The organism is Paenibacillus sp. NPDC058898, assembly GCF_049316025.1.
Taxonomy (GTDB): Bacteria; Bacillota; Bacilli; order Paenibacillales; family Paenibacillaceae; genus Paenibacillus_AQ.
Genome location: NZ_JBMOSM010000011.1, coordinates 174,903 through 189,807, shown reverse-complemented (window position 1 = coordinate 189,807; position 14,905 = coordinate 174,903). Strand labels below are relative to the sequence as shown.

General features: G+C 47.7%; 15 protein-coding genes and 1 other annotated feature. Of the genes, 9 read left to right on the top strand and 6 right to left on the bottom strand.

The genetic code is table 11. The annotated features are described in order from the left end of the window. Positions 1 to 144 precede the first annotated feature (144 nt). Positions 145 to 1,938 (top strand): M3 family oligoendopeptidase, encoded by a 1,794-nt coding sequence (locus ACOZB4_RS25500; RefSeq protein ID WP_339268015.1) that lies wholly within the window; start codon positions 145 to 147, stop codon positions 1,936 to 1,938. A 288-nt stretch (positions 1,939 to 2,226) separates the two neighbouring features. Continuing rightward, positions 2,227 to 2,631: an O-methyltransferase gene (locus tag ACOZB4_RS25495; RefSeq protein ID WP_076324865.1), complete on the top strand. Its 405-nt coding sequence runs from the start codon at positions 2,227 to 2,229 to the stop codon at positions 2,629 to 2,631. Between the two features lie 93 nt (positions 2,632 to 2,724). Here the strand turns inward: ACOZB4_RS25495 and ACOZB4_RS25490 are convergent, their stop codons facing one another. Further along, positions 2,725 to 2,946 carry an alpha/beta-type small acid-soluble spore protein gene (locus tag ACOZB4_RS25490; RefSeq protein WP_339268012.1) on the bottom strand — a complete coding sequence of 74 codons (222 nt, stop codon included), beginning with the start codon at positions 2,944 to 2,946 and terminating at the stop codon, positions 2,725 to 2,727. A 213-nt stretch (positions 2,947 to 3,159) separates the two neighbouring features. Then, positions 3,160 to 4,152, bottom strand: a complete 993-nt coding sequence (locus ACOZB4_RS25485) for an aldose 1-epimerase (protein ID WP_379407329.1) — start codon at positions 4,150 to 4,152, stop codon at positions 3,160 to 3,162. Between the two features lie 176 nt (positions 4,153 to 4,328). Beyond that, positions 4,329 to 4,571 (top strand) — a binding site (T-box leader). An 88-nt stretch (positions 4,572 to 4,659) separates the two neighbouring features. On the opposite strand from ACOZB4_RS25485, the gene trpS reads away from it, so the two are divergent. Beyond that, complete coding sequence (gene trpS / locus ACOZB4_RS25480; RefSeq protein ID WP_379407328.1) at positions 4,660 to 5,646, top strand: tryptophan--tRNA ligase; 987 nt, start codon at positions 4,660 to 4,662, stop codon at positions 5,644 to 5,646. A 12-nt stretch (positions 5,647 to 5,658) separates the two neighbouring features. On the opposite strand, the gene ACOZB4_RS25475 is transcribed toward trpS, so the two are convergent. Next, a complete protein-coding gene (locus ACOZB4_RS25475) occupies positions 5,659 to 5,826 on the bottom strand; it encodes a hypothetical protein (protein WP_179090693.1) in 168 nt (55 codons plus the stop codon). Between the two features lie 121 nt (positions 5,827 to 5,947). Between ACOZB4_RS25475 and ACOZB4_RS25470 the strand changes: the two genes are divergently transcribed. The 3 genes from ACOZB4_RS25470 (at position 5,948) to ACOZB4_RS25460 (ending at position 8,087) form a co-directional block, all read left to right on the top strand. Beyond that, positions 5,948 to 6,166: an alpha/beta-type small acid-soluble spore protein gene (locus ACOZB4_RS25470; RefSeq protein ID WP_015737431.1), complete on the top strand. Its 219-nt coding sequence runs from the start codon at positions 5,948 to 5,950 to the stop codon at positions 6,164 to 6,166. Between the two features lie 285 nt (positions 6,167 to 6,451). Next, complete coding sequence (gene cyoE / locus ACOZB4_RS25465) at positions 6,452 to 7,390, top strand: heme o synthase (RefSeq protein WP_076324861.1); 939 nt, start codon at positions 6,452 to 6,454, stop codon at positions 7,388 to 7,390. A 79-nt stretch (positions 7,391 to 7,469) separates the two neighbouring features. Next, the gene (locus ACOZB4_RS25460; RefSeq protein WP_076324860.1) at positions 7,470 to 8,087 is read left to right on the top strand and encodes an SCO family protein; all 618 of its coding nucleotides are present in this window, start codon (positions 7,470 to 7,472) and stop codon (positions 8,085 to 8,087) included. Between the two features lie 59 nt (positions 8,088 to 8,146). On the opposite strand, the gene ACOZB4_RS25455 is transcribed toward ACOZB4_RS25460, so the two are convergent. Further along, positions 8,147 to 8,518 carry a toprim domain-containing protein gene (locus ACOZB4_RS25455; protein WP_379407327.1) on the bottom strand — a complete coding sequence of 124 codons (372 nt, stop codon included), beginning with the start codon at positions 8,516 to 8,518 and terminating at the stop codon, positions 8,147 to 8,149. Between the two features lie 433 nt (positions 8,519 to 8,951). Beyond that, complete coding sequence (locus ACOZB4_RS25450) at positions 8,952 to 10,121, bottom strand: MFS transporter (RefSeq protein WP_379407326.1); 1,170 nt, start codon at positions 10,119 to 10,121, stop codon at positions 8,952 to 8,954. A gap of 180 nt (positions 10,122 to 10,301) precedes the next feature. Here ACOZB4_RS25450 and ACOZB4_RS25445 point away from each other — a divergent pair, with 180 nt between their 5' ends. The 3 genes from ACOZB4_RS25445 to ACOZB4_RS25435 all read left to right on the top strand — a co-directional run bounded on the left by ACOZB4_RS25445 (position 10,302) and on the right by ACOZB4_RS25435 (position 14,204). After that, complete coding sequence (locus ACOZB4_RS25445) at positions 10,302 to 10,748, top strand: hypothetical protein (protein WP_076324857.1); 447 nt, start codon at positions 10,302 to 10,304, stop codon at positions 10,746 to 10,748. Positions 10,749 to 10,857: 109 nt separating this feature from the next. Beyond that, positions 10,858 to 12,006 (top strand): transglutaminase domain-containing protein, encoded by a 1,149-nt coding sequence (locus ACOZB4_RS25440; protein WP_379407325.1) that lies wholly within the window; start codon positions 10,858 to 10,860, stop codon positions 12,004 to 12,006. 143 nt (positions 12,007 to 12,149) lie between these two features. Further along, a complete protein-coding gene (locus ACOZB4_RS25435) occupies positions 12,150 to 14,204 on the top strand; it encodes a peptidoglycan D,D-transpeptidase FtsI family protein (protein WP_379407324.1) in 2,055 nt (684 codons plus the stop codon). 61 nt (positions 14,205 to 14,265) lie between these two features. On the opposite strand, the gene ACOZB4_RS25430 is transcribed toward ACOZB4_RS25435, so the two are convergent. After that, positions 14,266 to 14,727: an SRPBCC family protein gene (locus tag ACOZB4_RS25430; RefSeq protein ID WP_379407323.1), complete on the bottom strand. Its 462-nt coding sequence runs from the start codon at positions 14,725 to 14,727 to the stop codon at positions 14,266 to 14,268. Positions 14,728 to 14,905 lie beyond the last annotated feature (178 nt).

The window sequence follows — 14,905 nt, the reverse complement described above, 5'->3', positions numbered from 1 at the left end:
GGCTTTTGGCTCCTTCAGCAGTAAATTGGTTGTAGCAGGGATAACATAAATTGAGTTATATATAGTTATACACTTTTCCCTAAGTCCACACAAATGGTATTCCGCTTGAATTCATATTTTATTTTGAAAGGTGATGAATGTTCGATGGCACTTCAACAAACTTGGGATTTGGAATCGATATTTCCGGGAGGTTCTTCCTCACCGCAGCTCGTCAGCTTTCTTGAGTCTCTTGAGCAGGATGTACATAATCTTCAGCAAGCCGTTAAAGCATTGACCGTTCCGGAAACCATGGAGGGCGCCTCCAGCCTTGAACGCTTCCTTGAGCAGTTCCAGAGCGCCTATGCCCGTATCCGTGAAGTCTCTGCATTCGTGGGTTGCCTGACCGCGCAAAATGTGAATGACAAGAAGGCCGTTCAATTATCCGGACGGGTAACGTCGTTGTCCGCGACCCTGCAATCGGTTAAGAACCAATTCGATAACATTCTTCGTGGAATGGATGACGAACTCTGGACCGCTTGGACCGGTACAGATAAGGTGTCCGAGCTCGATTTCGTATTGAACGAAAGCCGTAATCTCGCAAAGGATAAGATGAGCCCTGAGTTAGAGAGCTTAGCTCTATCGCTTGGCGTAGACGGTTATCATGGATGGGGAGAGTTCTATGATACCATCGTTAAGAAAATCCAGATTCCGTATGAGGAAGACGGTAAGACGGTCATGTTGTCCGCAGGACAGGCATTCAATAAAATGCATGATCCTCGCCGGGAAGTACGCCAATCCATGTTCGAAAAGTGGGAGCAGGCATGGGGAGACTCCGCTGATTACTGTGCGGATACCCTTAACCATTTATCCGGCTACCGCCTGAAGCTGTACGAGAATCGCGGCTGGGATGATATCTTGAAGGAGCCGCTAGCGATTGGCCGTATGAGCCGTGAGACGCTTGATACCATGTGGGCTGTTATCCAGGACACCAAGTCGGTTCTTGTGGAGTACCTAAACCGTAAAGCGAAGCTGCTTGGTCTGGAAGGCTTGTCTTGGACTGATGTAGATGCCCCGCTGCGTACTTCCGCAACCAAAATCTCATATGACGATGCCGCTGTTAACATTGTGGAGCAGTTCCGTAAGTTTAGCCCGAGATTGGCGGATTTCTCGCAAATGGCGTTTGATAAGAGCTGGATTGAGGTCGAAGATCGCGCCGGCAAGCGACCGGGTGGTTTCTGCACTTCCTTCCCGGCTAGCGGCCAGACCCGAATCTTCATGACGTTTGGCGGAACAGCCTCGAACGTTTCGACCCTGGCGCATGAACTGGGCCATGCCTACCATCAGCATCTGATGGGCGGAATTCCGGTGCTTAACCAAAAGTATGCGATGAATGTTGCCGAGACGGCATCTACTTTTGCTGAAATGATTGTTTTTGATGCCATGGTGAAGGGTGCCGGCAGCGAAGAAGAAAAGCTGGCACTGCTGGAAGAGAAAATTCAGAACAGCGTAGCTTTCTTTATGAATATTCATGCCCGTTTCTTGTTCGAAACCCGCTTCTATGACAAACGGAAGAGCGGCCTGCTCAGCAGCGAGGAAATTTCGGAATTGATGGTGGAGGCGCAGAAGGAAGCCTACTGTGATGCTCTGACATCATACCATCCGCATTTCTGGGCATCCAAGCTTCATTTCTATATCACAGGGACGCCGTTCTACAATTTCCCATATACCTTCGGTTATATGTTCAGTACCGGCCTTTATGTTCGGGCATTGGAAGAAGGTCCGACCTTTGCAGATAAATATGATGCCCTGCTTCGTGACACCGGCGTGATGTCCGTGGAGAATCTGGCAAGGAAACATCTGAATGTGGATCTGACCCAGCGCGAATTCTGGCAAAGTGCAGCCGACTCTTGCGTATCCGATATTAGACAATTCTTGCAAATGACGGAACATATGGCGTGATTTGTTGATTTTCATCGGAATAACAGATAAAGGAATTTGCTAGAGGATTTTGCCTCCCAAGTACATGCAAATTCCAACCTATGAAGAAGCCCCGCTTGGGCTTCTTTTTTTGTCGTAAAAGAATGAAAGTTGACGCAATAAAGGAGCTGAAAACTAAATTATTTGTGCAATTTTAGTAATAAATACCCAAATGTGTTGAATATTGTTGATACATTGATTCCTTTACCCTATAATGAGTCATAAGCCCTAGTAATAGGGAGAATTTACTAATAAAGGAGGGGAGAAGAGATGGTAAAACTAGATCAATTATCACTGGCTAGACAATTGGACATCGTTTTTAAAGAGCTGGAAGAAGAGTTGGGAGGTCTAAGTTCAGGGACAGTATTTGTACAAATACGAAACAATGTAATTGGTAAATTTGGCATACGGCATAATCCATTGGCTGGGCGTAACGGGGTCATAGCTCCACTTGAGGAGGGGCTAAGTGAAGCTCAACAACTCTCTTTTCGTACGATGGCGCTTGAAAGTCTGAAACATAAACGCCACTGGACACACGGCGAAATCAGTTATGAATTTATGGTACGACAAGGCATTGTCGTTGTAGATGCTATACTTGAATCCAACTATAACATGGCCAACTTGATGATTCGGTACCCTCGTAATACATATGCCGAAGCTGCTTCGGAATCCTGAAATCATTTATCATATAGAATATATAACGAAAGAGGCGATCTTTGGGGAGAAGATCGCCTCTTTCTAATTACGGCTGGAGGGAAGAGATGCGAATTACTGGTTCGAACGACCCGATAATTGCTGCTCAGCCAATTGTACCAGACGTTTGGTGATGTAACCTCCCAAAGAACCGGTTTCACGGGAAGTATAGTTTCCATAGTAACCGTCTTGTGGAATCGTTACGCCCAGTTCTTGAGCAGCTTCCATCTTCAATTGTTGAAGAGCTGCAGTTGCTTGAGGTACGACAAGATTGTTAGAAGAACGACCTTGAGCCATGTCATGTCACCTCCTTTGATGTTGTATATGGATATTATGACTGAATCCTAGGAATCTCATTCGTGCTTGAGACAGATCATTTGGTGGTAAAATTATCCGAATCGCTGGAATGGTCGTTATCTTAGACAAACAAGAGCAGCCCTTTGATTTCAAAGGACTGCTCTTGTTTAAAACATTAAGTATATGAAGATCTTATGGCTCACATGAAATGGCTTAACTACCCTGCTCTGCCTCCGACGACGTTTTTTGGACGCTGATCTGGGTATTCAGGTTCACGGTCTGTCCCGGTTCCAGATGAATCAGGCCGGTTTCTTCGCTTGGCAGATTCAAATTGGGCGCGTTCGGAAGCCAGGTATACGGCTCGATGCAGAGAAATTCCTCTGCGACGCCTTTCGTATAGAGCACCCAGTGCTTGAAAAAGGCACGGTCTGCCGAATAATGAATTTGGTAACCATCATCCCGTTGAAGCATGGCTTCGGCTGGTTTGCCTTCCGGGATTTTCAATATCGTATCAAGGTCGGCTTCCTTCAGGTTGAGTCCGGAATTCAGTTGTTCCAGATGGCCAAGCGGTGAAAGATCGCCGTTTGGAATCAGTTCATTATTCAAGGTATAAATGCCCTCTACAGGCAGATCCAGCGTCCAGCGATGGGGCTCACCATCGAGCAGGAACCACGTATGGTAACCCATACCGAACGGCACAGGGCTAGAACCCAGATTCGTTGCACGAAGACTCTGTGATAAGCGGGCACCCTGAAGACGAAAGGTCATTTCCAGCTTCAGCGGTACTGGGAATTGGGCAATCCATTTTGGATCATCCGATGATATGAACTCTGTCGAAACGGCGCACCCATCATCCTCTTCCTCTATGTCGCTGACACACCAAGCCTGTGATCGGTGGAGACCGTGGATATGATTGTCGTTCGCGGTATTTTGATCAAATTGATACGTTGTTCCGCCATACTCAAACTGGCCTTTGGAAATCCGGCCTGGCGGAATGAGCATCGGGATGCCGAAGTGGTAGGGCTTCTGAAGATAGAATGCAAGCTCACTTTCATCTGGTTTTCGAAGGATTTCGCGTGAGTTTTCAAGGTCTTTGATTCCAATGACATTGTTACCTAGACGAGGAAGGAGAGTCACTTCAAGACGGCCGCTGTTTAAAATATAGGTGTCGTAACCATTCCACTGGCCTTTGGTCACTTGATTCATATCGATGCTCCTTTACTAACAGAAATCATGGTCTTGACGATTAACCACATCATAACAGATTTTAGCGGAAAGGGTAAAAGAAATGCTTCAAAACATCTTACGACTTGATTCCAAAATAGAATTGACAAGGCAGAGCAAGAGTTTTATCATTGCATGTAATAGTGATCCAAAATGATTGAAACACGATGACAAGGACAAGTAAGCAGGTGCGGCCCATCCTTCAGAAAGCCGGTGGTTGATGTGAACCGGTGGATCCGCTTTGCTGAATGGACCTTTGAGTGCCAGGCTGAACAGGGATTATACTGTTATTCCTTAATATGCCGGCCGGGTGTTCTCCGTTACAAGAATAGAAGGCTGCAGCTTAAGTATTAGAGTTTCTGCAGCGAATAAGGGTGGCACCACGGTCTCACGTCCCTTGCGGATGTGAGGCCTTTTTGCGTTCATATATGTTCCCTCGAGCGGGGCAGACTTTGGATTAAGAAAGTTTAAATAAATGGAGGGCTAGTCATGAAAACAGTATTATCGGGAATTCAGCCAAGTGGCAATTTGACACTGGGCAACTACATTGGAGCCATTAAAAATTTTGTTAAGCTTCAAGACGAGCATGATTGTTACTTTATGGTCGTCGATCTGCACGCCATTACGGTACCGCAGGAGCCAAGCTCGCTCCGAGATCGCTCAGAGTCGGTTGCGGCACTGTACGTTGCAGCCGGGATCGACCCAAGTCGCGCCAATATCTTCCTGCAATCCCATGTTCCTCAGCATGCCGAGCTGGGATGGATCATGACAACGATGGTGAATATGGGCGAATTGGAACGGATGACACAATTTAAGGACAAATCGGAAGGTAAAGATTCCGTAGGAGCCGGTTTGTTTGTCTATCCAGCGCTTATGGCTGCAGATATATTGCTGTATAATGCCCATCTGGTACCGGTCGGAGATGACCAAAAGCAGCATTTGGAAATCACGCGCGATTTAGCTTCAAGGTTCAATCATCGGTTCGGTTCCTATTTCAATATGCCGGAACCGTTCATTCCGGAAGTAGGCGCACGAATTATGTCGCTGGATGATGCTTCTAAAAAGATGAGCAAAAGTAATCCGGTTGAGGGCAGTTATATTGCGATGCTGGATAAGCCGGACCAAATCCGCAAGAAAATCAGTAGAGCTACAACCGATTCCGGGGCGGAAGTGGTCTATGACCCATCCGCTAAACCAGAGGTTAGCAATCTGATGAGTATCTATTCGGAATGTGCTGGGGTGTCCTTGCAGGAAGTACAGGCGCGTTTTGAAGGGAAGATGTACGGGGCATTCAAGAAGGAGCTTGGCGAAGTTGTAGTAGCCGCTCTGGAGCCACTCCAAAACAGATACTACGAAATTCGCCAAACCGGTGAAATCCATGACATTCTGGCCAAGGGAGCAGAGCAGGCACGGAAGACTGCAGCTCAAATACTGGATGGCGTCAAAGACAAGATGGGCTTTCTGGCTCGTAAATAAGCAGGGTTCTTCTTAAGAAGGCTTGCGTTTGGATTTGATAATGAATCCCCAGCCTATGTTGAGAATGGAGAGCAGAGCCAGACCGACGGCCAGAAATCCGTTGTAGCTGATGGATATGGCCGAGGCGGTGAGCAGGATGATCGAAGAGACCGCAAACCATAGGGATAAGCCTTTACTCATATGAAAAAAACCTCCAAAGATAAAAATTAAAAAAATACGTATAACGTTGCAAGAAGGAGCCATAATAAGTTTGCAAGCTTGCACTGGAATAACAGACATTCAGTGAAGGGAGATATTTAATATGGCACGCCGCAGCAACAATTTGGTTGTACCTCAAGCAACTGCAGCATTACAACGTTTGAAACTCGAGGCTGCTCAAGAACTAGGCGTAACGATTCCTCAGGACGGTTACTATGGTAACTATACTTCCCGTGAAACAGGATCCCTGGGTGGATACATTACAAAACGTTTGGTACAGCAAGCAGAACAGGCTCTTTCGGGGTCTGGCCGCACGCTGTAATCTCTTTCTCATAACGTGAGTATGGAAGCCCGGAGCGCTATCATTGCGCTCCGGGCTTTGTATTCATATTAAGGGATCGACACCCATCTTTGCTACATAGACAAATTGTGCCTTAAACAACGGCATAACGTCAAGAATATATCGCTTCCAAATGTCACTGAATTGTCATATAGATGGAACGAATTCCGAAGGATTGCTAAACACTTTTTACTAATGATATGATAAACTTTATAGCGGAGGCAGTACTTCCTCCATAACGACAGATACAAGGAGGAACGTTTACACGTGGATAATCACTTGAGATACCAAGCTCCTTCAGAATCCGCAGCACTTGCCTCGGCAGCGCCTGCACCTCCCGATAAGGCGGGGACTTGGAAAGATTTTATCACGGTAACGAAGCCCGGAATCATCCGGTCAAATTTGATAGCGGCTTTTGCCGGATTTTGGCTAGCATCGCGTTGGGATATCCAATTTGGATTGATGATTATGACACTTCTCGGAACCGTGCTTGTTATGGCTTCGTCCTGTGTTTTCAATAACTATTTCGACAGAGAGCTTGACATGAAGATGGAGCGTACACGGAATCGCTCACTTCCAACCGGACGGCTGACACCAAAGGTTGTTCTTTGGTATGCCATCATTCTTGGGGTCGTTGGACTAGCCATGTTATTCCTGTTCTCAGGGGTATTGGCAGGGATATTCGGAGCGATCGGAATGTTCGTATACGTTGTGGTATACACATTATGGTTAAAGCGGTCATCAACATGGAGTACGTCGGTAGGCGCAATTTCCGGAGCGATGCCGCCGGTGATCGGCTATGTGGCCGTGACAGGAACCGTAGATATGGCTGCGGTTTTGCTGTTCGCTCTTCTGTTTCTCTGGCAGCCGCCTCATTTCTGGGCACTGGGCATTCGCCGGGTTGAAGAATATCGTGCAGCGGGCTTTCCGTTATTGCCGGTAGTTAAAGGAATTAAGCGCACGAAGTATCAGATGATCCCTTACCTGGTACTGCTTATACCGATCCCCATCCTGATGTACACGTATGGATACGCCGGTATATTCTTTCTGGTTATCGGACTCCTTCTGGCTATTTGGTGGCTTTACGCCGCGCTCCAAGGTTTCCGTGCTAAGGACGATGAAGCTTGGTCCAAAAAAGTATTTATTATCTCCATCAACTACTTGACCTTGAGCCTGATCGTTCTCATACTCAATACCACTTTTTAATAGGTGGAAGGGCTTTAACGCTGAACTAAACCTGGCAAGAACAGGGATTGCCTGAGACGAAGGGAGAACGGGGAAGGTCATGAATGCATTCAAACGTTACAAATGGACTTGGGTACTACTCGCTGTCTGCGTAATAGCAGCTATTTACCTGGTATACAACTCGTTAGGATTCGGAAAAGAAAAGTTTCCAATCGTTCGTGAGGTAGCCGCTTACTCCATGGAAAATGTGGATGGAAAGACGATCACATCGGACGATACCAAGGGCAAGGTTAAGCTCATGTACTTCTATTTCACCAGCTGCCCGGATGTATGCCCGATTACAACACTGGTTCTTTCGCAAATACAGGAAGACTTGAAGAAAGAGGGCATCTTCGGTAAAGAAGTTAACTTCGTGTCCATCTCCTTTGACCCGGAAACCGATACAAAAGAGAAGATTAAGGAGTTCGGGGACCGTTTCTATGCGGATTATAACGGCTGGTACTTCCTTCGTGGAGATCAGGAGGAAACACGGAAGCTGATGCAGGACTCTTTCAAAATCCCGCTGCTCGGCAATAACTCGACGAATTTCACGCATGGCAATTCCATTGCATTGGTTGACCGGAATAACAATATTCGGAAGACCTATAATGCAGCGGATCCGGCCCAAGTGAAGACCGAGGATATTGTGAAGGACATTAAGACCTTAATTAAGGAATAACCTATAGGTAAAACCAAAAGGCGCGCTCTATCGTTAAAGATGGAGGACGCCTTTTTTATTTAAAATAGTGATTTCTGATCTGCGTTGTTAATAGCAGGAGGCGGGTAAATGATGAACTCTTCCAGTCCGGCCTTCTCTAACTGGGCAATCAGGTATTCGTCAGGCGTTCCTTCAACTCCTGCGTATCCCCGGCGCGTATAGATCTGTTCGGCATCAGGGAAGATGTCGCGCAGGGCACCGCGAATTTTCTTGCCGGAGCTGTCGTTATCCATAAAAAGATACACCTCTTGATCCCTCACCTGTTTATGAAGGCTTTCCAGCTTGGCGGTGTTTAGCGTTCCAAATGTGCACAGGATGGTTATATCCGATGTCAGCAATCGGCGTAGTCGGCTCCGGTCGTTCTTGCCCTCTACAATGAGAAATATCGGCATCTTTTTTCACCTCTGTCATGATACGGAGATCCTTGGCAGCATTCCCCGGGAAATGATGATCCGCCGTCGAATGATGGTTGTGTCGAATGGTGTATGTATAGTTTAACTTGTTTTTTATCGATCATGCAAAGCGGGCAAAATAAACGGCCATCCTCTGGATGGCCGTAACAAGGTTAATCCATGTATCCTAGTAGAAACAGCTCAAGATGATGACGAGCAGAATATACAATACAAGAACCATCCCTACAGAATTTCCATGGCATCCTGTATGACAATGTTTATGATGATGAACATGACTCATGATTACTTCACCCCTTGGTTAGATGTACGTGGTCATTTGCCACACTGTATCTTATGTGGTTTTACCCATATGGATTGTGTATTGGCCCATCCTTATCTTTTTGGGCGCTGGCTTAAGACTGGTACAGCTTCCCTAGACGGTTGAGATTGGGGTTTCTGGTGAGACAGCTGTTAAAGGTGCTTCACGATTGCGTTTGGGGAGCAGCAGCAGCACGGTCATCAGCATCAGAAACGCGATAAAATAAGGGGACACCACCGTTCGGAGCTGTCCTGCCGCAATAGGACCTACAAAGGAACCCAGCGACATGGCGATGGATTGCAATGAGAAGACTTTCCCAAGTCTGCCTCCGCCGCTTAGCTCTATGAACAGTGAGGATAATGCCGGAAACAGCAATCCTTTAGCAAGTCCGAGCGCAAACAGGATGACCGTGATCGGTACATGGTCTACTGCAGCCAGGGCGTAGAAGCAAATAGCGAGTCCCAATACGCCGATGGTCACCCTGATATAGGGCGCATAACGATTGAGAAACAGCATGCTTAATGTGACCAAAGCTCCAAGGCTAATGACGGAGAATAGAAGCCCGGTGGACATAATGCTTGCCAGCCCGCTTTCCCGCAGCGGTATTTCAAAGAACAGGATTCCTTGAGAGCATGCGATAGCAAATGGAATCAGATATAAGCGCAAGCTAAAAGGAAGCCGCGCCGGTGTCCCGCTGTTGATCGGAACAGCCTGCCCTTTATCTCTATCAGCGGCTGACAGAGGCTTCGGGAGACTGAGAAACGCCATCAAGCCGGTGAAAATCAAAAGCCAGCCCAGACTCTGGAATGTACCGGAAAATCCTGCTTTGGCTACAATGAAAGCGCCGGCGGCCGGTGACAAGACAGAGGCAAGAGTGTGGATCACGCCATGACCGGACATATATTTGCCTTGCGTAACAGGATCCCGGGAGAGAGACGCAAGCAGCGCCAAACAGGCCGGTGACAAAAAGGCCAAGACGAAGCCGCTGATCGAGCGGAGCGCGAGCAGCTGCCAGGGCAGTTGGACATGAGCCTGGAGCAGCAGGATAACACCAGCAGCGGTTAAGCTGAAAATAATGTAGCGTCTGCTGCCGTGCCGATCGATCAGATTGCCTGCAAGCAGATTGCCAGGCAGATGAGTTAAAGCATAAATTCCCATCATCCAGCCGATAAACGTAGGGGCTGCGCCAAGGGAGATGGCAAAGGGCGTCAGTACTGGATACTGAGCATGCAAATCAAAAAACGCCAGAAACAAAAACATATAGAGCCATAATGCGGTTTTCAATATGGCACCCTCCTATCCGGCAAAAGTTGATATGGTATTACTACTTGTACGTTCGAATGGGCAAGCTTATACCTTTTTGTGAAAAGACCCGGTTGGCTGACAGCTTTGCGGGGTATCATGTATAATTAATAAGACGGCATGAACCGCCGCTTTTGAAACGATGAACGGGAGTGAATTGAATTGGATACTCAGGTCTGGATTGAATTTCTTAAACAAAACTGGCTGGTCATTGCCATCGCCTTAATTATCTTGTTTATTGTGCTGAATGTGGTGAGAACCGTCATTAAATGGGCGCTAGCCGTACTCATCATCGTGGGATTGTTGGTGTATAGCGGAATTTCCCTGGATAAGATCGGCGAGGTTGTAACCACGGTGAAGGAAGAAACGGTGGACACGATAAAAAAAGAAGCGCTGAACATGATGATGAAAGAAGCGAAGGAAGCAAAATATACTTCGAATGGGGACGGTACCTACTCCATTAAAGCTCCTAATCTGGAGCTGAAAGGAAGTGACGGTTCCGAAGAGGTTGAAGTCACTTTCCGCGGTGTTTCGGTAGGAAAGTGGGATATCAACGATACGATTCAGAGCTTTATCGATGATGCCAAGAGCAATACGGCCTCTAAATAAAAAAAATGAAACGCAATCGGAAGCGAATGTACGAGGGCGGCAGCGTTTTTAGTGCTGCAGCTCGCTTACATCGGTTGACAAGACATCATGGGGAGAGGAGGGGATACCGTTGATGTCGGCATGGAAGGATAGTGTGCTGAGTGGGAACGGAATCACCATCTTGCTGCTGCTGATTGTGGTTATTTCACTATTACAGGGATGGAGTCGCGGAGCCTCCCAGTCAGCCGGGAAGCTTGTTTTTTTTCTGGGGGATGCGGTGCTGCGCTTGGTCGGGCTTGCGATCTCCGTTCCTTTTACATTATGGTTATCACCCAAGGCAGGCGATTGGCTGGGGACAGCCTCCGGTTTACCGAATCGGGAGCTGCGCTTCTGGGAACAGATTTATTATACAGCCGTAAAATCGCTGGCGGATTTCCCGCTACTGCGGTTTGCGGTGCTGTTTATGTTAAGCTACGCCCTTATCGTATTTATGCTGCGTCTGCTCGTTTCCCTGATCATGGGAGGCAGGCTGAAACTCTTCGGAACGAGAAAAGATACGTCGGCATCGCTGCTGAGCCGGCTAACAGGCGCGGGAATTGGCGTTATCATGGGTGCTGCCCGGAGCATTATTGTTATTGCGATCTTATTCATCTACGTCAGTCTGAATCCCGACCACGGCTTCAGCCGGTACGTTGAGGCTTCACCGGTTTATCAGCAGGGAGCGAGGGCTGTGATAGAACCTTTGTCGGGTTCTCTCGTCCGAGAGAAGCTGCCGGTCTTTACCCAATCGGTTCAAGAAGAATTGAATGGGATCATTCAGCGGAAGTATGAGGTCATCGACCACAAGATTCCCGAGGGCATTGAGCAGACGGCAGCCCATATCGTGAAAGGTGCGTCAACCGATGAAGAGAAAGCCCGAAAGCTCTATGATTGGGTTGGCAGCAGAATAGCGTATGATCACGACAAAGTGACATTGTATGAAGAGCAGCGGATATGGAAAGAGCAGACACCACAGGATACGTACGAAACAAGGTTAGGCGTGTGCATTGATTATGCTCGGCTGTATGCCATGATGGCCCGGTCTCAGGATCTGAAAGTTCGGGTCGTAACTGGCAGGGGATATAATGGTCAAGGCGGTTATGGTCCCCACGCCTGGAATGAGGTTTACTTGAGCGAAGAGAAGCGATGGATACCGCTGGACCCGACCTGGGCACAGAGCGGCAACTGGTTTAATCCGCCGCGCTTCAATGAGACACATATAAAAGAACAAGTGTTTTGATAGATGTGTTGGGATACGGAGAAGGGCGGACTTTGAGCAAGGGAAGTTCGCCCTTGCCCGTAGGAGGGGCCTTCCAGATGAAGTGGGGGGGCGTTTATGTTAATATGGGTTTATGTGATTGTGGATAAAGGGGAGAAGCATACGTGAAAGGGTTTAGGCCGGATAAGCGCAAACAAGAAGAACGAGATGCCGGCAGTCAGTTTAACTTGCGGGTTAATGTATTTTTTTTCAGCACTTTTATCATATTCTGTGTCGTTATTATACGTCTTGCTATACTGCAGTTCGTTGAAGGGCCTGAGCTAAAAGAGCTCGAAACCGGTGGGCAGGTTAAAAATTTCCCGCTTCAGCCGATCCGGGGCAGCATCATCGATGCTTCCGGTACGCCGCTTGCATACTCAACACCCTCCCAAGCACTGTATTTAACGCTGTTAAAGGATTACAGTTCATCCGAACGAGGGAAGAAGAACCGTCCGGAGATTGAAAAGCTGGCCGAGGAAATGGTCAAGGTCTTCGAACAATATGGTGATCCAAAAGCCGAAAAGTTGACAGTGGATGATGTGATCAAAGCGATGGACCTGGAATTCAACAAGCAGCCGGGTTATGAGCCGAGACGCATTAAGGCAGATCTTTCGACTAAAGAAGTGGCTTACTTCATGGAGCATAAGAACGAGTATCCTGGAATAGAGGTTGTTGAAGAAAGCCAGCGTCAATATAACCAGGATAAAATTGCCGTTCAAACGATTGGTTATTTGAAAGAGTTCCGCGGAATTAAGACACTGGAAAAATATAAAGAGATTGATGAGCAGAACAAGAAGCAAAAAGATCCGGGACTTATCTACACGGAGCAGGAGAAGGTCGGTGTAGACGGACTCGAAATGATGTTCCAGGATGAGCTGCGCGGCAAGAACGGATATATCGGGATTCCAATTAATCCGCAGAACATGGCGGACGGGGTGCCGACCATGATTGCCCCGGAGAAGGGCTACAATATTCATACGACGATTCATAAGGATATTCAGAAGGTTACGCAGCAGGCGATCATTGATCAGCTGAAATGGCTTCACGCCAATACGGTTTCCGGTAAAACGCATCCGAATGCGCAAACGGGTTATGCCGTAGCGATGGAGGTGGATACCGGGAATATTGTCGCCATGGCCAGCATGCCGGATTATGATCCGAATGTATGGGAGAATGGGACCGATGATTGGGAATCGGTCATGAAGTATTATGGCAACGGAACGATTTCTCCATATAGTTCCGGTCGATCCGGCAACAATCTGGAATCGGTCGTGCTGCTCGGTTCCACCATGAAGCCTTTGACAGTATTAATTGGACTTAATGAAAAATTGTTCGGGCCGAACGATTATTATTATGATGGCGGTGCAGCATTCTTCGGTAAGGATAATACGAGAGTCCGGAACTCGGGCGGTAGAGCCTACGGATCTCTGAATGCGAGACAAGCGATTGAGCATTCCTCCAATGCCTTTATGGTTGACTGGATCGGGGAACGACTGTATAACAAATACGGCTCCGAATCCGTTGAAGTATGGGATAAATATATGAAGAAATTCGGGCTCGGGGTATCTACCGAATCCGGTCTGCCGAAGGAGCATAAAGGAATCATCGAGTATACCAATATCGAGCAGGCGGGAAGTTATCTGGCTGCCATGGCATACGCTTCATTCGGACAGTCCGGTAAATATACGACGCTCCAATTGGCACAGTATGCCAGCACGCTTGCCAATCGGGGAGAACGCATTCGGCCACAGCTTGCGAGCAAGATCGTAGATCAGGACGGCAATGTGATTAAGGAATTCAAGCGTGAAGTATTAAATAAAGCGGAATTCCCGCAGCAGTACTGGAATGAAGTCATTGCAGGGATGAATACGCAGGGACTTCGAGCTTTTGAAGATTTTAAATATGATTTTGCACGGAAAACAGGAACATCCGAGCAGGATATTTATAAAAACGGTTCTCGGATCAGGGTGGAAAACGGGGTGTTCATCGCTTTTGCACCACGGCAAAATCCGAAGCTGGCCGTCGCCGTAGTCATACCGGAAGCAGGCTTTGGTTCCCAGAGTGCCGCGCCGGTTGCCCGCAAAATTTTCGATGCTTATGACGAAATTTACGGACTCGACGGAACGCCTCACCCTAAACAAACCGGGGGTGAGAATGAGGAAGGCAATCCGAACCAATAATAGGAAGCAAAAAAACGGCAGCCAAGAGCCCTCAATGGGTTGGCTGCCGTTTCTTTATCCGTTACACATGGGCGTCAGGGGCTTTGTCCGCTACCAGATTCAGGACGACGTTAAACTCCAGCAGCGCTTTGAGGCCGCAGAGCACCATGGTGTATCCTCCCATGGAATCAATAGCTCCCTGCACCATTTCATCCGCACTGCCTGTAAATCCGGAATGGGTAATGGCAACGAAGGTCTCATGATCCCCCCGTGGCGTGAATGTCCATTCGGTTTGGGTCCGGTCTGAAGACTCGATCGTGATGCGGCGATTCACTTCGATATGTTGAACGTACACGTCATCATGTACCCCATACATCTCCCAATCCCAGCGGATATGACGGCCTTCCTCAAGCTTGCCGCTGCTTTTGGTAAACCAGAACTTGGTTGTAATCTCAGGGTCGATGAAAGCCTCGAATACCTGGGCTACCGGTCTTCGAATGAGCATCTCTGCCGTCACGACGGGGTTCTCATTAGGTTTGGTCATATGATTTTATGACTCCTTTCAGGGTTGTCTTCAGTAAATATCGTAGCACAAAGGAAGTCATATTCTTTCTTTCACATTGCTTCTTTATTTCAAGGGTCGTGTGATTGGTTCGAGCGCGTGGGGAAATCCTCATTGTGGGTAGGCTTTATCTCAGTTTTGGCCTGTTAGGTGGCTGCTA